This window comes from Paraburkholderia sp. GAS41 (assembly GCF_050436545.1).
Classification (GTDB): domain Bacteria; phylum Pseudomonadota; class Gammaproteobacteria; order Burkholderiales; family Burkholderiaceae; genus Paraburkholderia.
Genome location: NZ_JBNDMK010000021.1, coordinates 50,490 through 70,390, shown reverse-complemented (window position 1 = coordinate 70,390; position 19,901 = coordinate 50,490). Strand labels below are relative to the sequence as shown.

The 19,901-nt window shown below is 62.9% G+C and carries 19 protein-coding genes; 11 read left to right on the top strand and 8 right to left on the bottom strand.

The window, feature by feature from the left end:
* Positions 1-24 precede the first annotated feature (24 nt).
* From araH to pyrF, 5 genes are all read left to right on the top strand, one after another.
* Positions 25-1,041, top strand: a complete 1,017-nt coding sequence (gene araH, locus P3T43_RS25385; RefSeq protein ID WP_429283763.1) for an L-arabinose ABC transporter permease AraH — start codon at positions 25-27, stop codon at positions 1,039-1,041.
* Between the two features lie 57 nt (positions 1,042-1,098).
* Positions 1,099-1,899 carry an SDR family NAD(P)-dependent oxidoreductase gene (locus P3T43_RS25380; RefSeq protein ID WP_429283762.1) on the top strand — a complete coding sequence of 267 codons (801 nt, stop codon included), beginning with the start codon at positions 1,099-1,101 and terminating at the stop codon, positions 1,897-1,899.
* Positions 1,896-2,813: an SMP-30/gluconolactonase/LRE family protein gene (locus P3T43_RS25375; protein ID WP_429283761.1), complete on the top strand. Its 918-nt coding sequence runs from the start codon at positions 1,896-1,898 to the stop codon at positions 2,811-2,813. Before P3T43_RS25380 ends, P3T43_RS25375 begins: the two co-directional genes overlap by 4 nt.
* Positions 2,814-3,025: 212 nt before the next feature.
* The gene (locus P3T43_RS25370) at positions 3,026-4,090 is read left to right on the top strand and encodes an aldose 1-epimerase (RefSeq protein ID WP_429283760.1); all 1,065 of its coding nucleotides are present in this window, start codon (positions 3,026-3,028) and stop codon (positions 4,088-4,090) included.
* 203 nt (positions 4,091-4,293) lie between these two features.
* On the top strand, positions 4,294-5,109 hold the full coding sequence (pyrF, locus tag P3T43_RS25365) for an orotidine-5'-phosphate decarboxylase (RefSeq protein ID WP_429283759.1): 816 nt from the start codon (positions 4,294-4,296) through the stop codon (positions 5,107-5,109).
* Positions 5,110-5,153: 44 nt separating this feature from the next.
* Here pyrF and P3T43_RS25360 read toward each other — a convergent pair whose 3' ends face one another.
* From P3T43_RS25360 to thiL, 4 genes are all read right to left on the bottom strand, one after another.
* A complete protein-coding gene (locus P3T43_RS25360; RefSeq protein WP_429283758.1) occupies positions 5,154-5,672 on the bottom strand; it encodes a cupin domain-containing protein in 519 nt (172 codons plus the stop codon).
* 101 nt (positions 5,673-5,773) lie between these two features.
* The gene (locus tag P3T43_RS25355) at positions 5,774-6,274 is read right to left on the bottom strand and encodes a CinA family protein (protein ID WP_429283757.1); all 501 of its coding nucleotides are present in this window, start codon (positions 6,272-6,274) and stop codon (positions 5,774-5,776) included.
* Positions 6,275-6,300: 26 nt separating this feature from the next.
* Positions 6,301-6,906, bottom strand: coding sequence for a phosphatidylglycerophosphatase A family protein (locus P3T43_RS25350; protein WP_429283756.1), 606 nt, complete (start codon positions 6,904-6,906; stop codon positions 6,301-6,303).
* Positions 6,896-7,894, bottom strand: coding sequence for a thiamine-phosphate kinase (thiL, locus tag P3T43_RS25345; protein ID WP_429283755.1), 999 nt, complete (start codon positions 7,892-7,894; stop codon positions 6,896-6,898). The genes P3T43_RS25350 and thiL overlap by 11 nt, the downstream gene beginning before the upstream one ends.
* A 209-nt stretch (positions 7,895-8,103) precedes the next feature.
* Between thiL and P3T43_RS25340 the strand changes: the two genes are divergently transcribed.
* The 3 genes from P3T43_RS25340 to P3T43_RS25330 all read left to right on the top strand — a co-directional run bounded on the left by P3T43_RS25340 (position 8,104) and on the right by P3T43_RS25330 (position 11,756).
* On the top strand, positions 8,104-10,398 hold the full coding sequence (locus tag P3T43_RS25340) for an NADP-dependent malic enzyme (RefSeq protein WP_429283754.1): 2,295 nt from the start codon (positions 8,104-8,106) through the stop codon (positions 10,396-10,398).
* 364 nt (positions 10,399-10,762) lie between these two features.
* Positions 10,763-11,179, top strand: a complete 417-nt coding sequence (locus tag P3T43_RS25335; protein ID WP_429283753.1) for a ribonuclease — start codon at positions 10,763-10,765, stop codon at positions 11,177-11,179.
* A gap of 16 nt (positions 11,180-11,195) precedes the next feature.
* A complete protein-coding gene (locus tag P3T43_RS25330; protein WP_429283752.1) occupies positions 11,196-11,756 on the top strand; it encodes a barstar family protein in 561 nt (186 codons plus the stop codon).
* Positions 11,757-11,986: 230 nt separating this feature from the next.
* Here P3T43_RS25330 and P3T43_RS25325 read toward each other — a convergent pair whose 3' ends face one another.
* From P3T43_RS25325 to speE, 3 genes are all read right to left on the bottom strand, one after another.
* Positions 11,987-12,727, bottom strand: coding sequence for a 16S rRNA (uracil(1498)-N(3))-methyltransferase (locus P3T43_RS25325; protein WP_429283751.1), 741 nt, complete (start codon positions 12,725-12,727; stop codon positions 11,987-11,989).
* Positions 12,728-12,746: 19 nt separating this feature from the next.
* The gene (locus tag P3T43_RS25320) at positions 12,747-13,160 is read right to left on the bottom strand and encodes a VOC family protein (RefSeq protein ID WP_429283750.1); all 414 of its coding nucleotides are present in this window, start codon (positions 13,158-13,160) and stop codon (positions 12,747-12,749) included.
* Between the two features lie 97 nt (positions 13,161-13,257).
* On the bottom strand, positions 13,258-14,127 hold the full coding sequence (gene speE, locus P3T43_RS25315; protein ID WP_429283749.1) for a polyamine aminopropyltransferase: 870 nt from the start codon (positions 14,125-14,127) through the stop codon (positions 13,258-13,260).
* Between the two features lie 257 nt (positions 14,128-14,384).
* On the opposite strand from speE, the gene tkt reads away from it, so the two are divergent.
* Complete coding sequence (tkt, locus tag P3T43_RS25310; RefSeq protein ID WP_429283748.1) at positions 14,385-16,406, top strand: transketolase; 2,022 nt, start codon at positions 14,385-14,387, stop codon at positions 16,404-16,406.
* Positions 16,407-16,505: 99 nt separating this feature from the next.
* Positions 16,506-17,516 (top strand): type I glyceraldehyde-3-phosphate dehydrogenase, encoded by a 1,011-nt coding sequence (gap, locus tag P3T43_RS25305; protein ID WP_429283747.1) that lies wholly within the window; start codon positions 16,506-16,508, stop codon positions 17,514-17,516.
* Between the two features lie 132 nt (positions 17,517-17,648).
* Here gap and P3T43_RS25300 read toward each other — a convergent pair whose 3' ends face one another.
* Entirely contained in the window at positions 17,649-18,341 is a 693-nt protein-coding gene (locus tag P3T43_RS25300; RefSeq protein ID WP_429283746.1) for a FadR/GntR family transcriptional regulator, read from the bottom strand.
* A gap of 227 nt (positions 18,342-18,568) precedes the next feature.
* Between P3T43_RS25300 and P3T43_RS25295 the strand changes: the two genes are divergently transcribed.
* A complete protein-coding gene (locus P3T43_RS25295; protein WP_429283745.1) occupies positions 18,569-19,900 on the top strand; it encodes a C4-dicarboxylate transporter DctA in 1,332 nt (443 codons plus the stop codon).
* The last annotated feature ends 1 nt before the right edge of the window (position 19,901 follow it).

Sequence of the window (19,901 nt, the reverse complement as noted above, 5' to 3'; positions counted from 1 at the left end):
GACGCAAACGGGAGGAGTTATCAAATGCAAGCCAGAGAAAACCTCGCGCAACAGGCCGGCAAAGCCGCCGCCGAAGCGCTGATTCCGCAGAGCAGCGACAAGCAGAAATGGTGGCAACAGGTCACCGATTACAGCCTGATCGTGATCTTCGCGATCATGTTCATCACCATGTCCGTGACGGTCGATCACTTCTTCTCGATCGAAAACATGCTCGGTCTCGCGCTGTCGATCTCGCAGATCGGCATGGTCGCGTGCACGATGATGTTCTGTCTCGCCTCGCGCGACTTCGACCTGTCCGTGGGTTCCATCGTCGCGTTCGCCGGCGTGCTCTGCGCGATGGTGCTCAATGCGACGGGCAGCACGACCATCGCGATTATCGCGGCAGTGGCGGCCGGTGCGGCGATCGGCTTCGTGAACGGCGCCGTGATCGCGTACCTGCGCATCAATGCGCTGATCACGACGCTGGCAACGATGGAAATCGTGCGCGGTTTCGGCTTCATCGTGTCGCACGGCCAGGCCGTCGGCGTGTCGTCGGATTCGTTTATCGCGCTGGGCGGTCTGTCGATGTTCGGCGTGTCGCTGCCGATCTGGGTGACGCTGTTGTGCTTCATCGTCTTCGGCGTGATGCTCAACCAGACCGTGTATGGCCGCAATACGCTGGCGATCGGCGGCAATCCGGAAGCGTCGCGTCTGGCCGGTATCAACGTCGAGCGCACCCGTGTTTACATCTTCCTCGTGCAAGGTGCGGTGACCGCGCTGGCGGGCGTGATTCTGGCCTCGCGTATCACTTCGGGTCAGCCGAACGCCGCAGAAGGCTTCGAGCTGAACGTGATCTCCGCGTGCGTGCTGGGCGGCGTGTCGCTGCTGGGCGGCCGCGCGACAATTTCGGGCGTGGTGATCGGCGTGCTGATCATGGGCACGGTCGAGAACGTGATGAACCTGCTGAATATCGACGCGTTCTATCAGTATCTGGTGCGCGGTGCGATTCTGCTCGCCGCTGTGCTGCTCGACCAGTTGAAGAACCGCGGCGCGCGCGATTGAACGTGCACTGCCTCGGCAAGTTGCGTGGTTGCTCAATAGAAAAATAGGAATCGAACGATGTCGTCTCCCGCCAATGCGAATGCCCGTCAGGCGGACAGCGTCTATGCGCGCTATCCGAGCCTCGAAGACCGGACCGTGCTGATCACGGGCGGCGCGACCGGGATCGGCGCGTCGTTCGTCGAGCACTTTGCCGCACAGGGTTCACGTGTCGCGTTCTTCGATCTCGACGCGAGCGCCGGCGAGGCGCTCGCCGATGAACTCGGCGATTCGCGTCACAAGCCGCTGTTTCTGCCGTGCGATCTGACCGATATCGATGCGCTGCGCAAAGCGATTGCCGACGTTAAGGGCGCACTTGGCCCGATCGAGGTGCTCGTCAATAACGCAGCCAACGACAAGCGTCACAAGATCGAAGAGGTGACCCCCGAGTCGTTCGACGCGGGGATTGCTGTCAACATCCGCCATCAGCTGTTCGCGGCGCAGGCCGTGATGGGCGATATGAAAGCGGCCGGGCGCGGCTCGATCATCAATCTCGGTTCGATCAGCTGGATGCTGAAGAACGGCGGTTATGCGGTCTACACGTTGTCGAAAGCGGCCGCGCAGGGACTCACGCGCAGCCTTGCGCGCGATCTCGGCCACTTCAATATTCGCGTCAATACGCTCGTGCCTGGCTGGGTCATGACCGAGAAGCAAAAGCGCCTGTGGCTCGACGACGCCGGACGCCGCGCGATCAAGGAAGGGCAGTGTATCGATGCGGAGTTGCTGCCGGACGATCTGGCCCGCATGGCGCTGTTCCTTGCTGCCGACGACAGCGCGATGATTACCGCGCAGGACATCATCGTCGATGGAGGCTGGGCATGAGCGAACCTAGCCGCGCGTCGCTGCTGATCGACGCTAAATGCATACTCGGTGAAGGCGCGACCTGGTGCTCGCGCAGTGGCCGCTTTTACTGGACCGATATCCAGAGCGCGAAACTGTGGCGCTATGACCCGCGCGACGGACGCAGCACGTTCTGGCGCATGCCGGAGCGCCTCGCAACCTTCGCGCTGTGCGCCGATCCGCACTACCTGTTACTCGGACTTGCCAGCCATCTGGCGTTCTTCGACCTTGCAACGGGCGAGATTCAGCCTATCGTCGAGGTCGAGCCGGGTTTGAATACGCGCGTCAACGACGGTCGCTGCGATCGTCAGGGGCGTTTCGTATTCGGTACGAAGGATGAGGGTTCGCCCTTACGCGCAGTGGGAGGGTTTTATCGCCTGAATCACGATCTGTCGCTCGAGCGCTTGCCCTTGCCGGCGCCCGCGATTTCGAACAGCATCGCGTTCAGTCCCGACGGCGCGACGATGTACTACTGCGATTCACCGACCCTGGAGATCCGCACCTGTGATTACCGCGCCGACGGCACGATCGCGAACGACCGTCTGTTCACGAAGCTCGCGGACGCAACCGGCGAGCCAGATGGCTCGACCGTCGACCGCGACGGTGGGTTGTGGAATGCGCAGTGGGGTGGCGCGCGGGTCGTGCGGTACGGTGCGGATGGCGTTGAAACAACGCGGGTGACAGTGCCGACCGTGCAGCCGAGTTGCGTGGCACTCGGCGGCGACCAGCTAGGCACGCTGTATATCACCAGCGCGCGGACCGATCTGGACGCCGAGGCGCTCGCCGGCGATTCGCGTGCGGGCGGCGTGTTCGTGGCTGTGCCTGGGGCGCGGGGCTTGCCTGAGCCGCTCTTCCAGGGTGTACCCGCCCTTCGCAAAACGCGTGAGTTGAGCTAACTTTTTCACGGCACGCGAGCGCGTGCCGCAGCGTTTCAAACAGGTTGGGTCGCAACGGGGCTTGGCAACGCACCCATTGCGTAGCATGCTGCACCACGCAAGGACCGAGCGATTCCAGCCTTCCAGGACACAAAGAGGCGGCCAGCCAAGGCGCCCATATAAGCATCCGGCAGCAATGCCGGCGACGTCCCACGCCTCTCGATGGAGCTGATATGACTGTCGCGAATCTCGTTTCCAGTTCGTCCACAACACCCACTTCACAGACACGCCGCGCCCGGCTCGCTGCCGCCGCCAATCCGGTGCTTGCAGGCCCCAGCACGTCGGCCGTGGCCGTCGGCGAGGGCAGTGCGGGCGAGTTCGCGTGCGTGACGCTGGCCAATCCACAGTTGCGGCTCGATGTGGCGCCGTCGCTGGGCGGTGGCATCACACGTTTCGACTGGCGCAGCGACGGCGCGCTGGTGCCGATCTTTCGCCGCTGCCGGCATATCGCCGCCGATACCGATCCGAACCAGTTGGCCTGCTATCCGCTGCTGCCGTATTCGAACCGGATCGGCGGGGGGCATTTTGGCGTGGGCGGGCGGCGCGTCGACGTGCCGCGCAATCGGGTCGCCGAACCGCTGCCGATTCACGGCGACGGCTGGCTGGCTCACTGGCAGGTAGCCGAGGCCGATCACGACAGGGTGCGTCTGACGCTGGACCGCAGCGACGGCAAGCCGTACGCCTATCGCGCGACTCAGACCTATGCGCTGGAAGGACCGACGCTCGTGATCACGCTCGAGATTGAAAACACGGGACGCGATGCGCTACCGTTCGGGCTCGGCATCCATCCGTTTCTGGTGCGCGATGCACAGACCGAGTTGTCGGCGGCGGCGGCGGGGCTATGGCTGCAGGGCGACGACTGGCTGCCGGTGCGCCACGTGCCGGCGCCGCCGGCCTGGCAGTTCGGGGTCGCCTATCCGTTGCCTGAGACGATCGTCAACCACGCCTTTACCGGCTGGAGCGGACAGGCGGCGGTGGTGTGGCCGAAGCGGCGGCTGTCGCTGACCATCGCGTCGGACGCGGATTACTACGTGCTCTACACGCCGCCCGGCGAAGACTTCTTCTGCTTCGAACCGGTCGATCATCCGATTAATGCCGTGAACCTGCCGGGCGGGGCGGCCTCGCACGGTATGACGATGCTCGCGCGCGGTGAGCGCCTTTCCCGCACGTTTCGGTTTACGGTCGAGCGCACCGGCCTGCGCGCGGCAGCCGGCGGGCGCGGTTCGCGCAAGCAGTGAGCGGGTGAGTGGATGACTGGGTAGGTAGGTGAGCGGGTGAGTGGGCGGGTGGGTGAACAGGTGAGCGGGTAAGTGGGTGAGCAAGGCGGCCCGGAGCCCGGCGGCTCGGCGGCGCGCGGCGCGCGGCGTGCTCCGCATGCGCCTGATGCGAGGACGGGTAAAATACGCGCCAATTCTCTAATCTGGCCGCCCCGAGACTCACCATGCCCACTTTTATCCAGACCCTCAACGACGCCTGGCAGCGCACCCAGTCGCTGCTGTGCGTCGGTCTCGACCCCGAGCCCGCGAAATTCCCGGCCGCACTCGCTGGCCGCGCCGATGCGATCTTCGAGTTCTGCCGCACGATTGTCGACGCGACCGCGCCGTATGCGTCCTCGTTCAAGCCGCAAATCGCCTACTTCGCTGCGCATCGCGCGGAAGACCAGCTCGAGCAGCTGATTGCGCATATTCATCGGAATCACCCGGGCTTGCCGGTGATTCTCGACGCGAAGCGCGGCGACATCGGCAGTACCGCTGAGCAGTACGCCCGCGAAGCGTTCGAGCGCTATCAGGCGGATGCCGTGACCGTGAATCCGTATATGGGCTTCGATTCGATCGAGCCGTATCTGGCGCATCCGGGCAAGGGCGTGATCGTGTTGTGCCGGACTTCGAATCCGGGCGGCTCCGATCTGCAGTTTCTCGAGACCGCGGGGCGTCCGCTGTATCAGGTGGTCGCGCAACTGGCCGCCGAAAAGTGGAATGCTAGCGGCCAGCTTGGGCTGGTAGTGGGCGCGACGTTCCCGAAGGAGATCGAGGTGGTGCGGGGGATCGTCGGCGAGATGCCGCTGCTGATTCCGGGCATCGGCGCGCAGGGCGGGGATGTCGAAGCCACGGTGAACGCGGGCCGCACGGCAGCGGGCACCGGCATGCTGATCAACTCGTCGCGCGCGATTATTTATGCCGGCAAGGGCGAGGACTTCGGTCAAGCCGCGGCGAAGGCCGCACAAGAGACGCGCGATCGGATCAACGCGTATCGGTGATGGGGCGCGGCTTCCGTGGAGCGCGGTAGCCGCTTTCTTCTGCGCTATACGGGACGATCGGCGGGGCCAAGCCGCCCAATGAATTCCGCTTGCGCCGGATAGGCGCTTTGTAGCGCATCGATGTCCGCCAACTCAAATTCGCTGAACTCGAAACCCGGCGCGACCGTGCAACCCACCAGCGCGAACGTTGCCGGGTCCTCGCATTCGGCGGCAAACCACAGCCCGGCCGCTACCACCGCCTGAAACACCGTGCCCGGATGGGTCAACGGATTACCGAGCCGATGAGTGACGTGCTTTCCCGCCGCATCGAGGACGTGAACCAGCAGCGGCTCGCCGGCGTAGAAATGCCAGACTTCGTCGGACTTGATCCGATGCCAGGCGGAATGCGCGCCGTCGCATAACAGGTAATAGATCGCTGTCGACACAGCGCGCGTTGCTTCGGACCCCTCACGTGTCATCGTGGCCGTGGAACGATACGTTTCGCGGAAAAAGCCGCCTTCGGGATGCGGCTGCAGATCGAAGCGGCGGATCAGTTCGTCTTTCGCAAGCTTGAGAGTCGACATAAGCAATACAGGCAGGCAAGGCAGCGCCAGCGCTGCCGATCATGAAAAGCCGCAGCCGCGCTGAGAGCGGCGAGAAGAAAGGATGCTGGCGTGCGGAGGTCTTACCGTTCGCGTTCGTCGAGCAGCGCCAGCATCCCGCGTAGCGCATGAGCGGCTGCCTGAGTGCGGATCTTTTCGCGATCGCCCTTGAACACCATCGTTTCCACGGACGTATGCAGGCGGTTGCTCCATCCGAACGACACCGTTCCGACCGGCTTCGTCTCGCTGCCACCGCTGGGACCCGCCACTCCCGTCACCGACAACGACACCTGCGCCCGGCTATTGCGCAGCGCGCCTTCGGCCATTGCGCGGGCGACCGGTTCGCTGACCGCGCCGTGCTTTTCGATCAGATCGGCCGGCACGCCGATCATCTCGCTCTTGGCCTGATTCGAATAGGTGACGAAGCCCCGTTCGAACCAGCCGCTGCTGCCGGAGATGTCGGTGATCGCGGTTGCGACCATGCCGCCCGTGCAGGACTCGGCGGTCACGAGCATCAGGCGTTCGTCGCGCAACCGGTTGCTCACGCGGATAGCGAGTTGGTGAACGACGGAATCGGTAGCCATGCGTATTTCCGAAAAACGTGAAACGGTTAGACCGACATGCGCCACAGCGCGATCACCAGCAAGGTGAAAAACGCCGCGACCAGGTCATCAAACATGATGCCAAAGCCACCTTTCAGTCTGCGGTCGAAGTAACGGATCGGAGGCGGTTTCACCATGTCGAAGAAACGGAACACGATGAAGGCCCACACCTGTCCGGTGACGGACACCGGCGTCACCATCAGCAGCACCAGCCAGAACGCGACGATTTCATCCCACACGACCGGCGAGGGATCCTCAATGCCCAGCTTTTTCGCCGTGAAGCCGCTGATCGAAATGCCGGCAAAAAAGCCCACCACGATCAGCAGGCCCCAGTCGAGCACGGTCAGATAGCGGTTGAGCACCGCAAACGACGCCCAGCCGAACAGCGTGCCGACCGTGCCCGGCATGACCGGCGACAGGCCGCTGCCGAAGCCAAGCGAAATCAGATGCAGTGGATGCGACAGCATGAAGCGGGCGGTGGCGCGCCGCGGCGGCGACGGACGCGGCTCGGGGCCGCCGGGCGTCTCTCCCGATGGGCCGCCATGCGACGGGCCGTTGGCCGGACGGCTGCCCCGAAAGTCGTCTGCGGGGCCGAGCGCGGGTTCAGTCTGCATGGAAGTGGTCGAAGCCTTGCAAGGTCAAGGTGAGCGGGCGGCCGGCTGCGTCGAGCCAACGGATTGCCGGGCTGTCCGCCGCCGATCTGGGAGAGCTTATTGTACCGATCCGGGTGACCGGAATCTGCACCTCGCGGCCAGCCGCTTCAACCGCAGCACGCGCCGTCACGGGCGCCGTGAAGCACAGCTCGTAATCGTCGCCGCCGGCTAGCGTGCAACGGCGCTGGACGTCATCCGGCAGGCGCCGGAGTGCGGCCGAGCGCGGTACCGCGTCGATTTCCACCTGCGCTTGCAGATGCGAGCGCTCGAGGATATGCAGCAGATCGCCGGCCAGGCCGTCCGACAGGTCGAGTGCCGCCCGTGCGATGCCACGCAATGCAAGGCCGAGCGCGATGCGCGGCTCGGGGCGTTCGAGGGCGCGGCGAAATGTCGCAGCGTCGGCCGCGTCGGCGGACCATTCGCCGCGCAACACCCCGAGGCCAGCACGTGCGTCGCCGAGCGTGCCGGAGATCCAGATGTCGTCGCCCGCTTGCGCCGCGTCGCGGCGCAGCGCCAATCGCGGCGGAACGCTGCCGAAAACGGTGAGGCACAGATTCAGCGGACCGGCCGTCGTATCGCCGCCGATCAGCTCGCAGCCGTAGCGTTCTGCGACTTCAAAAAGCCCGTCGCTGAACGCTGCGAGCCAGTCCTCACGCGTCTGCGGCAGCGCGAATGCCAGCGTGAATCCCCGCGGTTCGGCGCCCATTGCGGCCAGATCCGACAGGTTCACGGCGAGGGCCTTATGGCCGAGTGCATGCGGATCGATATCGGGGAAGAAATGGCGGCCTTCCACCAGCATGTCCGTCGAAATTGCCAGCATTTCGCCGGGACGCGGCGCAAGCAACGCGCAGTCGTCGCCAATGCCAAGGGAGCCGTCGTCGCGTTGACTACGCATGGCTTCGGCACGGCGCGCAAAAAAACGGTCGATCAGCGAGAACTCGGAGAGCATGATGGGGTTCCGTGCACGGAAAAGCGGCTAACGGCGCGCATTGTACGGTGATAATGCTGCGTCGCCGCAAGTTCTCTGGGCGGGCGGGGTCGGCGCCGTTGGCCCTGTTTCAGTCGCGGCACCTGTGCCCTGATTGCAGGAATCGCGTCAGGGATTGGCGCTACAATGCCGTCGAGTACCTATTCTAATCTGCCCTCCAAGCCCGCCTTATGTCGAATCCCGTCAATACCAAACTTCGCGAAGCCGCTCTCGACTATCACGAGTTCCCGACTCCGGGGAAGATCGCGATCGCGCCGACCAAGCAGATGATCAACCAGCGCGACCTCGCGCTGGCGTATTCGCCTGGCGTCGCGTTTGCGTGCGAGGAAATTGTCGAAAATCCGCTCAATGCGGCCCGCTTCACCGCGCGCAGCAACCTGGTCGGCGTCGTGACGAACGGCACGGCGGTGCTGGGCCTCGGCAACATCGGTCCTCTGGCCTCCAAGCCGGTCATGGAAGGCAAGGCCGTACTGTTCAAGAAGTTCGCCGGTATCGACGTGTTCGACATCGAGCTGAACGAGTCCGACCCGCACAAGCTGGTCGATGTGATCGCTGCGCTCGAACCGACCTTCGGCGGCATCAACCTGGAAGACATCAAGGCGCCGGACTGCTTCATCGTCGAGCGTGAATGCCGCAAGCGCATGAAGATTCCGGTGTTCCACGACGACCAGCACGGCACGGCGATCGTCGTCGCGGCAGCGATCACCAACGGTCTGAAGGTGGTGGGCAAGGACATCAAGAAGGTCAAGCTGGTCTCCTCCGGCGCGGGCGCTGCGGCGCTGGCGTGTCTGGATCTGCTGGTCGACATCGGCCTGCCGCTCGAAAACATCACCGTGACCGATCTGGCCGGCGTGGTCTACAAGGGCCGCGTGGAACTGATGGATCCGGACAAGGAACGCTTTGCCCGCGAAACCGAGGCCCGCACGCTGGCTGAAGCCATTGGCGGCGCCGATATTTTCCTTGGCCTGTCGGCCGGCGGCGTGCTCAAGCAGGACATGGTCAAGCAGATGGCGGACAAGCCGCTGATTCTGGCGCTGGCCAATCCGAACCCGGAAATCCTGCCGGAACTGGCGCTGGAAGTCCGTCCAGACGCGGTGCTGTGCACCGGCCGTACCGATTACCCGAATCAGGTGAACAACGTCCTCGTGTTCCCGTTTCTGTTCCGCGGCGCGCTGGATGCGGGCGCCACGACCGTGACGCGGGAAATGGAAATCGCCGCCGTCAACGCCATTGCGGAACTGGCGCGCCAGGAGCAGAGCGACATCGTGGCTACCGCTTACGGCATTCAGGACCTGTCGTTCGGGCCGGAATACCTCATTCCTAAGCCGTTCGATCCGCGCCTGATCGTCAAGGTTGCCCCGGCCGTGGCGAAGGCCGCGATGGATTCGGGCGTCGCCGAGCGTCCCATTGAAGACATGGAGGCCTACGAGCAGCATCTGCAGCAGTTCGTGTATCACAGCGGCACGACGATGAAGCCGATCTTCCAGTTGGCGCGCGGCGTCGAGCCGGAGAAAAAGCGCATTGTGTTCGCGGAAGGCGAAGAAGAGCGCGTGTTGCGGGCCCTGCAGATCATCGTCGACGAAAAGCTGGCGAAGCCGATCCTGATCGGCCGGCCCGCCGTGATCGAGCAGCGCATTGCGCGCTATGGCCTGCGTCTGGTCAACGGTCAGGACTACACGGTGGTCAACACCGACCACGACGAGCGCTATCGCGACTTCTGGAAGGCGTATCACAAGCTGATGGCGCGCAAGGGCATCAGCGAGCAGATGGCCAAGCTCGAAATGCGCCGCCGTACCACGCTGATCGGCGCGATGCTGGTGAACCAGGGCGAAGCGGACGGCATGATCTGCGGTACGGTCAGCACGACGCACCGGCATCTGCACTTCATCGACCAGGTGATCGGCAAGAAGGAAGGCCGTACCGTCTACGCGGCGATGAACGGGCTGGTGCTGCCGGGCCGGCAGATTTTCCTCGTCGACACCCACGTGAACGTCGATCCGACCCCTGCGCAACTGGCCGAGATCACGATCATGGCGGCCGAAGAAGTGCGCCGCTTCGGCATCGAGCCGAAAATCGCGCTGGTGTCGCATTCCAACTTCGGCACGAGCAATGCGCCGACCGCGCAGAAGATGCGCGACACGCTCGAGATCCTGCGCGAGCGTGCTCCTGATCTGCAAGTGGACGGCGAAATGCACGGCGACGTGGCGCTGGATCACAATCTGCGCCGCGAAATACTGCCTGAATCGACGCTCGAGGGCGATGCGAACCTGCTCGTGATGCCGAACATCGATTCCGCCAATATCTCCTACAACCTGCTCAAGACGGCAGCGGGCAACAACATTGCAATTGGCCCGATCCTGCTGGGCGCCGCGAAGCCGGTGCATGTGCTGACCGCTTCGGCCACCGTGCGCCGGGTCGTCAACATGACGGCGCTGCTGGTGGCGGACGTGATCGCCGCACGGTAAGCCGCAGCTCACCCGGCGCTGAGAGATTCGCCACAACAAAAAATGGCGTGCCCGCAATGGGCACGCCGATGGGTGAACAGGGGATTGCCACCCAAAAAGGCTGAAAGACGGTATATCCACCTCCGAGGTGTCCGGAATAGAGCGAACTGAAGACATTCATTCCGGACAACACCGTCAGGCTAATTTTAACTCGATTGAGATAAAATAATCTGTCAAGAGTCGTCAAGACTGCGTTTCCAGCCATTTTCCGCAACATTGGAACCTTTCGGACGCCGGACTAACGTTGATTCCAGGGGCCATTAGCGATACCCTTACGTCTTTCATGGTCGTCAAACTCGTGATCTAACAGCGGGAACCCTGATTCATGGCACGCAAGTGGCTCCGCAGCGGCGTGCTCATCGGCGCCCTGGCGGTCGGCAGTTTGTGCGGGAGCGTGGTCACCGGTGCGTTTGCGCGGGACTATTCGAGTCCCGGCAACAGTGACAATCAGGTGCAGGGCACCATCGCGGTGGCGCAATTGCCGCGTGAAGCAGTCAATACGTTGAACTTGATTGCCACAGGCGGGCCTTACCCGTATGAGAAGGACGGCATCGTATTCGGCAACCGCGAAGGGCTGCTGCCGCCGCACCGGCGCGGCTATTATCACGAATACACCGTTCCTACGCCGCGTGCCCACAATCGCGGCGCGCGTCGCATTGTCTGTGGGGGTCCGCTACAGCGGACCGATAACTGCTACTACTCGGGCGACCACTACACGAGTTTTAATCGTATTGTTGAATGACATCGGGATGAACGGCATGAGCGACAACGTCTACGCGCACGACTCCGGAGTCGCGACGGATCTTTTCGCGGCTGGCGACGGCAATCTGTTTCAGCGTGTCATGCAGATGCGCTCCGCCGGTGACGGACGGGACAACCAGAGCGAAGCCAGCACTGTGCTTTCATCGAACGAGGGGCCTATGAGTCTTTTCAAGACCGTACGACCGAACATCGTACAGTCGATCCGCGCGTTTCGCGTGCAGGATCTCGCTGACGAAGCCAATCAGCTTGGCCAGCACTTTCTGTATGCGCATTGTGCGAATGCGCAATCGAAGCAGGAAGTCCTCGAAACGATTGCGACTTCATTTCTGTTTCCGAAACATTTCGGCAAGAATTACGATGCGCTCTACGATTGCCTGACCGACCTGGTCGCAAAGGCCGGCACGCAACCCGGCTTTGTGATTGTGCTGGAGGCGTTGCCGGTCGCGCAGAAATTTGACAAGGAAGGCCGCGAGACGCTGCTCGACGTGTTCCGCGAAGCGGCGGAATTCTGGGCCGAACGCAAGGTGGCATTCCGCGTGTTTTATTCGTTTGCCTGAATATGTGAGGTGGCGGGTCAGAGTGCGGTATGAATTGCTTTGATCAGACACCATTCGCAGACTCAATACGCATAGTTGAACAAAACAAAGGCCCGCCAATCTGGCGGGCCTTTGTTTTTGGGCATTGCGATTCTCGTGGTGGCAGTCGCGCTGGTGGCCATCACATTGAGCGTGCGGCGCTACGCGGCACCACACGCGGGCTAGCGCCCCGTGGCATCATTTCGATACGCTCACCAACCACCCCAGCGCGCCGCCAACGCGGCCAGCACGGCGATTCCCGCGGTTTCGGTGCGCAGCACGCGCGGTCCGAGGCCAACCGCGGTGAAACTGTGATCGGTCGCAGCGGCTTCTTCGGCGGCGGAGAAACCGCCTTCCGGCCCGATCAGCAAGGTGACCCGCCCGTGGGGCGGCGTGGGCGGGAGCGCCGTAAAGCTGATGCTTGCGCGTGGCGACAACAGCAGCCGCAGCTCGCCTTCCTCAGGTTTGCGGGGCAAGGCGCCCAGCCAGGTGGCGATTTCTCTTACTGGCGCGACATCGGGCAGCCGATTGCGCCCGCACTGTTCACATGACGAGCGGACGATACCTTGCCAATGCGCGTGTCGCCGTTGTGCCCGTTCGCCAGACAGACGCACGACGCTGCGCGTCGTGGTGAGCGGCACGAAACTGGAGGCGCCCAGTTCGACGGCCTTTTCGATCAGCCAGTCCATCTTGTCGCCGCCGGCGATGCCTTGCGCGAGCGTCAGATGATATGGCGGCTCTACCTCGATATCGCGGAATTCGCGGACCTGGACGCTCGCCGAGCGCCGTTCTACTTCGACGAGTTCGGCGCTGTATTCGCCGCCTTCGCCGTTGAACAGGACGATTGAGTCGCCAGGTTGCAGGCGCAGGACCAGGATGTGCCGCGTGACGTCATCGGGAAGCTGAACGATGTCGTCGGGCTTGAGGGCGGTTCCGACGAAGAAGCGAGGCATCAGAAAAATACTCATTGGTTCACGAAAGGTGGCGAGCGAGCGCCCAGCGGTAGCCGTCCAGGTCTTCGACCTGCGCAAAACGGTCACCCCAGAATTGATCCTGTGGCTCGCTCAGCGATTTCGCGCCGGCTGCCAGCGCCCGCGCATAAACCGCGTCGACATCGTCGACATAAACATAGAACGATTGCGGTGCAATTGCGCCCGCGCTTTTGGGTGTCTTCGCTGCCGAACCGAACGCGCCTTCCGGCGCGAACATCACAATCAACTGGGCCTGATAGACCATTTCGACATGCATGACGACACCGTCGTCCTGGACGCTGTCACGCACCTGGAAGCCAAATGCCGCCTCGAAGAACGCGATCGCGGCACGTGCGTCGCGAACCGTGAGATAAGGGGTCAACCAGGGCACACCGGCTGGGCGAGAGGCGGTCATGGAGTTCTCCGGTTCCAGGGTCAGCGGGGGCGAGTGCAGCGCGGCCAGGGGCGGCGCACGACCTCCGCGCCGACCAGCCGCACATTCTGCCGCCGCCTTACCGTGATGGCTTTAAGAATTGACTTAGTTTATCGCGCACTGCGCGGGATGCGGAGAAGAGTCCGGTGTGCGCATCGGCGTCGTACCACGCGAGACCGGTGATTTTCCGGGCCGCGAGTCGCTCCGTGAGCTCGGCTGGGGCGAGTGCGGCGGGATCGAGTGTGTCGCTTGCCGTGGCCATCGTCCATAGCGAGCCGTACAGCGGTACGAACGCGCTCATCGTGCGGACGACCGCAAAGGACGCGCGTAGGCCGTCGAGCAGTCTGGCCGCGGTTGCACCGTGAAAGTACGGCGCGCCCAGGTGCATCGACAAGGCCGCTGAGGGGTTCATCACGCGCTTGAGCTGGGCGTAGAACTGCGGCGTGTAGAGGCTGGCCGCGGGCGAGTCGGGCGGTGTCAGGTCGAACACGATCAGGTCGAATTGCTCCTGCGCGATCGCCACGAAATCGACGGCATCGCCAATCACCAGTTCGACGCGCGGATCGTCGAAGGCGCCCCCGTGCACCTGCGGCAGATACTCGCGGGTCAGGCGCACGACCTCGGCATCCAGCTCGGCCACCACGATGCGGGTGATGTCGGGATGGCGCAGCAGTTGCCGCGCCGCGCCGCCGTCGCCGCCACCCAGCACGAGCGCGCTGCGCGGCGCGGGGTGGGCCAGCGCATTCGGATGCACCATGCATTCGTGATAGATGAATTCGTCGCCGACGGAGGTCATCGGGCGGCCGTCGAGCGTGAAGAGCCGCCCGAGTTGCGGGGTATCCCAGACTTCGATCTGCTGATGGGGCGAGACGACATTCGCAAGGCGCCGCGCGTTTGGGAAACCATACAGGACGTAGGGAGTTGGCTGGAAAAGCAGCGGAGCGCTCAAGGTGGGCGGCGCGCGGGCGGGCGCGATCGGTTGGCGATGCCGGGATTATAGAGTCGAAGCCACTGCGCCGCGCCGTGCGGTTTCCGGCCGGGAAAGGCCACAACCATCTGTTAGAATGTCACGCTTTGCAGCCTTGTCCGTTTGCTCTGCCCGTATCGCGTCTCCCGGCGCCGCACCGTGCGCCGTAGCAGACTGGCCGCCGAGCTTCCGGACCACCGCCCGCGCCCCGCTTTTTGGACTCGTTCTCCGGACTCGACATGACGACCCCGTCTCCCGCCCCCACCTCCCTGATGGCCAACGCGATCCGCGCGCTGGCTATGGATGCTGTTCAACAAGCGAATTCCGGCCACCCCGGCATGCCCATGGGCATGGCTGAGATCGGCGTTGCGCTGTGGTCGCGCCATCTGCGCCACAACCCGAAGAACCCGCAATGGGCCGACCGCGACCGCTTCGTGCTCTCGAACGGCCACGGTTCGATGCTGCTGTATTCGCTGCTGCATCTGACCGGCTACGACCTGCCGATGGAAGAGCTGAAGAACTTCCGTCAAATGCATTCGAAGACGCCGGGCCACCCGGAATACGGCATGACGGCGGGTGTCGAAACGACCACCGGCCCGCTCGGCCAGGGTCTGGCCAATGCAGTCGGCATGGCGCTCGCCGAGTCGCTGCTGGCCACGGAATTCAACAAGGCGGACGCGAAGATCGTCGACCACCACACATACGTGTTCGTGGGCGACGGCTGCCTGATGGAAGGCATCTCGCACGAAGCCTGCTCGCTGGCGGGCGTGTTGAAGCTGAACAAGCTGATCGCGTTCTACGACGACAACGGCATCTCGATCGACGGCGAAGTGGTGCACTGGTTCCATGACGACACGCCGAAGCGCTTCGAAGCGTACGGCTGGAACGTGATTCCGCACGTGGTGGGTCATGACGTCGAGGCGGTGGATGCGGCGATCAAACAAGCCAAGCTGTCGGACAAGCCTACGCTGATCTGCTGCAAGACCGTGATCGGTGAAGGCGCGCCGACCAAGGCCGGCAGCCACGACTCGCACGGCGCGCCGCTTGGGGAGAAGGAAATCGCGGCCACGCGTGAAAAGATCGGCTGGAAGTGGGAGCCGTTCGTGATCCCGCAGGAGGTCTACGCAGCGTGGGACGCGAAAGACGCCGGCGCGCAGAACGAAGCCGAGTGGAACAAGGCTTTCGCCACCTACGAGGCCAAGTATCCGCAGGAAGCCGCTGAATTCACCCGCCGCATGAGCAAGCAACTGCCGGCCGACTGGGCGGAAAAGGCGCAGGCCATCATCGCCGGCGCCAACGAGCGCGCGGAAACCATCGCGACGCGTAAGGCGTCGCAACAGGCTATCGAAGGCCTGTCGACGGTCTTGCCTGAGCTGCTTGGCGGCTCGGCCGACCTGACCGGTTCGAACCTCACCAACTGGAAGGCCGCCAAGCCGGTGCGCGTGAACGCGGAAGGCAAGGCCGCCGGCAACTACGTCAACTACGGCGTGCGCGAATTCGGCATGAGCGCCGCGATCAACGGCATCGCGGTGCATGGCGGTTTCAAGGCGTTCGGCGGCACGTTCCTGACGTTCTCCGACTACAGCCGCAATGCATTGCGTGTCGCCGCGCTGATGAAGGCGCCGTCGATCTTCGTATTCACGCACGACTCGATCGGTCTCGGCGAAGACGGCCCGACCCACCAGTCCATCGAACATGTGGCTAGCCTGCGTCTGATCCCGCACCTGCAGGTCTGGCGGCCGGCCGACACGGTCGAAACTGCAGTGGCCTGGACTCAGGCTGTCGAACATCACGGCCCGTCGGTGTTGATCTTCAGCCGTCAGAACCTGCTGTTCTCGGAACGCACGGATGCGCAGATCGCCAACGTCGCCAAGGGCGGTTATGTCTTGCGCGACTGGAACGACGAGATCGTGGCACGCAAGATCATCCTGATCGCAACCGGCTCGGAAGTCGAACTGGCGCTGAAGGCGGTCGAACCGCTCGCGCGCGAAGGGATTGCCGCACGTGTGGTGTCGATGCCGGCTACCACGGTATTCGACCAGCAGGATGCCGAATACCGCGAACGCGTACTGCCCAAGGGCGTGCGCCGCGTGGCGATCGAAGCGGGTGTGTCGGATTTCTGGCGCAAGTACGTGGGTCTGGAAGGCGGCGTGGTCGGGATCGACACGTTCGGCGAATCCGCCCCGGCTGGCGTGTTGTTCAAGCATTTCGGTTTCACCGTCGAGAACGTGGTAGCGACGGCGAAGACCGCACTCGGCTGATTGGGTGTCGGGTTCCGCCGCGTGTGGCTCACGCGCGGCGGAACCCGAGCCAGCAGAGCCATACATGGACGTATTTTTTCAGCCATCAGGAGATAAACCATGACGATTCGCGTCGCAATCAACGGCTACGGCCGGATCGGCCGCAACACGCTGCGCGCCTTCTATGAAAACGGCAAGAAACACGACATCCAGATCGTCGCCATCAACGACCTGGGCGATGCCAACACTAACGCTCACCTGACGCAATACGACACCGCCCACGGCAAGTTCCCGGGCGAAGTGTCGGTGGACGGCGATTACCTGGTTGTCAACGGCGACCGCATCCGCGTGCTGGCAATCCGTAACCCGGCTGAACTGCCGTGGGGCGAACTGAACGTCGACGTCGTGCTGGAATGCACGGGCTTTTTCACGACCAAGGAAAAGGCCAGCGCGCACATCAAGGGTGGCGCGAAGAAGGTCATCATCTCGGCACCGGGCGGTAAAGATGTCGACGCAACGATCGTCTACGGCGTGAACCACACCGTCCTGAAGGCATCGGACACGGTCATCTCGAACGCATCGTGCACGACCAACTGCCTGGCACCGCTCGTCAAGCCGCTGAACGACAAGATCGGTCTGGAAAACGGCCTGATGACGACGATTCACGCTTACACGAACGACCAGGTTCTGACGGACGTGTATCACGAAGACCTGCGCCGCGCGCGCTCGGCCACGCACAGCCAGATCCCGACCAAGACGGGTGCTGCATCGGCTGTCGGCCTCGTGCTGCCGGAACTGAACGGCAAGCTGGACGGCTACGCCATTCGCGTCCCGACCATCAACGTGTCGATCGTCGACCTGTCGTTCATCGCCAAGCGCGACACGACGGTCGATGAAGTCAACGCGATCATGAAGGAAGCATCGGAAGGCGAGCTGAAGGGCATCCTCGGCTACAACAAGGCGCCGCTGGTGTCGATCGACTTCAACCACAACCCGGCTTCGTCCACTTTCGACGCCACGCTGACCAAGGTGTCGGGCCGTCTGGTGAAGGTGTCGAGCTGGTACGACAACGAGTGGGGCTTCTCGAACCGCATGCTGGATACGGCTGTGGCGCTCGCGAACGCGAAGTAAGCTGGACTGCGGCGCTTCAGGCGCTGTCGGCACAAAAAAATGCCGCTCCTCGGAGCGGCATTTTTACGCCTGCGTTCTGCTTCTGCGTTCTGATTTCAGAACAGGACTTTCCACCTTTACGCGTGGACGCTTTTACCCCTTCGGCACCGGAAAATACACACCGGCGCGCTGCGCGGCGTTCGTAATATGCGTCTCGATTGCCTTGCCGGCTGCGGCGGAATCACGGGTTTTCAGTGCGTCGAGAATCGCGCGATGCTCGTGATAGGTCGATAGCACCAGCTCGCGCCTGAAGAAGGGCATGCGCTGGCTTTCCTTCATGATGTCGGCACTGCTGCGCAGGATCGATTCGATCGCCGCATTGCCGGCAATGCTCACCATGCGCATGTGAAAGTCGAAATCGAGTCGCGCGGCTTCATCGAGCTCGTTGCAGGCCAGCGCACCGTGCATGGCGTCGATGTTCTCCTCGAACCAGGCAATATCCGCATCGCTGATTGCGAGCGCCGCCATCCGCGCAACGAAGCCTTCTAGCGCAAAGCGCATCTGATACGTATCCGGCAGCGACGACTGCTCAGCGAAACGCCATGGGTGCGTAGCGGATGCCTGTGCGCTCTCCACATACACGCCCTTGCCGGGGCGGATCATCAGCAGGCCAAGCGCCTCCAGCGTTGATAGAGCCTCGCGCAGCGAAGCGCGGCTAATGGCCAGCTCTTCGGAGAGCTGACGTTGTGCGGGCAACAGGCTGCCGACCGGATACACGCCGCCCTCGATCCGTTCGCGGATCGTGGCAATGGCGGAATCGGTGACGGTGTGCGGGACGTTCTTCATGATCCTCGATGGAATCGTGTGGTCTGACCGGCATTGTAATCCGCGGCTTTCCCGGCCGCACCGCGTAATTAATCCTCAGACGAAAAACGCGCAACCGGCCGTTGATTCAGGCGGGTAAACACCATTATTTTCTGCCTTGACGCGACTATATCGGCTTCCTACTATTCACCATAACAGTACTGGTCGGACCAGTATGAACAGATGAATCCTTAAACCGGGAGAAGGCCGTGTTGAAGTTTTTCAATTCGCTGTTTGGCCGGGTGGTGATCGCTCTGGTAGCGGGCATCGTGATCGGTGCGCTGTTTCCGCATTTCGCCCAATCGTTGCGGCCGCTCGGGGATGGTTTCCTGAAGCTGATCAAGATGGTGATCGGTCCGATCGTGTTCTGTGTGGTGGTGAGCGGTATGGCGCACGCGGGCGACCTGAAGAAAGTGGGGCGGGTCGGTCTGAAGGCGGTGGTCTATTTCGAATTCATGACGACCATCGCGCTCGTGATCGGCGCGGTGCTCGCGTATCTGACGAAGCCCGGCGTAGGCATGAATATCAATCTGCATTCGCTCGATGCCGCTTCGCTCACGACCTATACCGAGCACACCAAAGATCTGAAGGACACCGCAGGATTTCTGCTGAAGATCATCCCGGACACCGCCATCAACGCGTTTGCCACGGGTGACATCCTGCAGATCCTCGTGTTCTCGGTGCTGTTCGGCTCGGCGCTGTCGCTGCTTGGCGGCAAGGCCCAGAAGGTGAGCGGCCTGATCGACGAACTGGGGCAGGTCTTTTTCCGCGTAATGAGCTTCATCATCAAGCTGGCGCCGCTTGGCGTGCTCGGTGCAATCGCGTTCACCACCGGCACGTACGGCGTCGCCTCGCTCGAACAACTGGGCATGCTGGTTGTCGTGTTCTACGCGAGCTGCATCGTGTTCGTCGCGATCGTGCTCGGGATCGTGATGCGTCTCGCCGGCTTCAACGTCTTCAAGCTGATCCGCTATCTGCGTGAGGAAATGTCGATCGTGCTCGGTACGGCATCGTCCGACGCCGTGTTGCCGCAAATCATGCGCAAGCTCGAATTTATGGGCGTGAAGGATTCGACGGTTGGCCTCGTGATTCCCACTGGCTACTCGTTCAATCTGGATGGCTTTTCCATCTACCTGACGCTCGCGGTGATCTTCATCGCGCAGGCCACCAACACGCCGCTGTCGCTGCACGATCTGATCGTGGTGGTGCTGGTGTCGCTGGTGACCTCGAAGGGTGCGCACGGTATTCCGGGTTCGGCGATCGTGATTCTCGCCGCGACGCTCTCCGCGATTCCTGCGATCCCGGTGCTCGGCCTGGTGCTGATCCTGCCGGTGGACTGGTTCGTCGGGATTGCCCGCGCGCTCACCAATCTGATTGGCAATTGTGTCGCCACGGTCATTGTGGCCGTGTGGGAAAACGATATCGACAAGGCGCGCGCCCGCCGCGTGCTGAACCGCGAAGCCGCCTATCTTTACGTTCCCGCAGGCGAAGAAGAAGCGGACGCCGCACCGGTTTCCGCCGATGCCGCGCACGCGGTCTGAT

Coding starts and splice junctions, on each gene's coding strand:
- P3T43_RS25360 (WP_429283758.1), bottom strand. CDS start 5,672: ATGTCGACTCTCAAGCTTGCGAAAGACGAACTGATCCGCCGCTTCGAT.
- araH (WP_429283763.1), top strand. CDS start 25: ATGCAAGCCAGAGAAAACCTCGCGCAACAGGCCGGCAAAGCCGCCGCC.
- P3T43_RS25320 (WP_429283750.1), bottom strand. CDS start 13,160: ATGACCGCCTCTCGCCCAGCCGGTGTGCCCTGGTTGACCCCTTATCTC.
- P3T43_RS25355 (WP_429283757.1), bottom strand. CDS start 6,274: ATGGCTACCGATTCCGTCGTTCACCAACTCGCTATCCGCGTGAGCAAC.
- P3T43_RS25325 (WP_429283751.1), bottom strand. CDS start 12,727: ATGCCTCGCTTCTTCGTCGGAACCGCCCTCAAGCCCGACGACATCGTT.
- thiL (WP_429283755.1), bottom strand. CDS start 7,894: ATGCTCTCCGAGTTCTCGCTGATCGACCGTTTTTTTGCGCGCCGTGCC.
- P3T43_RS25375 (WP_429283761.1), top strand. CDS start 1,896: ATGAGCGAACCTAGCCGCGCGTCGCTGCTGATCGACGCTAAATGCATA.
- P3T43_RS25300 (WP_429283746.1), bottom strand. CDS start 18,341: ATGAAGAACGTCCCGCACACCGTCACCGATTCCGCCATTGCCACGATC.
- P3T43_RS25380 (WP_429283762.1), top strand. CDS start 1,099: ATGTCGTCTCCCGCCAATGCGAATGCCCGTCAGGCGGACAGCGTCTAT.
- P3T43_RS25340 (WP_429283754.1), top strand. CDS start 8,104: ATGTCGAATCCCGTCAATACCAAACTTCGCGAAGCCGCTCTCGACTAT.
- pyrF (WP_429283759.1), top strand. CDS start 4,294: ATGCCCACTTTTATCCAGACCCTCAACGACGCCTGGCAGCGCACCCAG.
- P3T43_RS25330 (WP_429283752.1), top strand. CDS start 11,196: ATGAGCGACAACGTCTACGCGCACGACTCCGGAGTCGCGACGGATCTT.
- P3T43_RS25335 (WP_429283753.1), top strand. CDS start 10,763: ATGGCACGCAAGTGGCTCCGCAGCGGCGTGCTCATCGGCGCCCTGGCG.
- P3T43_RS25350 (WP_429283756.1), bottom strand. CDS start 6,906: ATGCAGACTGAACCCGCGCTCGGCCCCGCAGACGACTTTCGGGGCAGC.
- gap (WP_429283747.1), top strand. CDS start 16,506: ATGACGATTCGCGTCGCAATCAACGGCTACGGCCGGATCGGCCGCAAC.
- tkt (WP_429283748.1), top strand. CDS start 14,385: ATGACGACCCCGTCTCCCGCCCCCACCTCCCTGATGGCCAACGCGATC.
- P3T43_RS25370 (WP_429283760.1), top strand. CDS start 3,026: ATGACTGTCGCGAATCTCGTTTCCAGTTCGTCCACAACACCCACTTCA.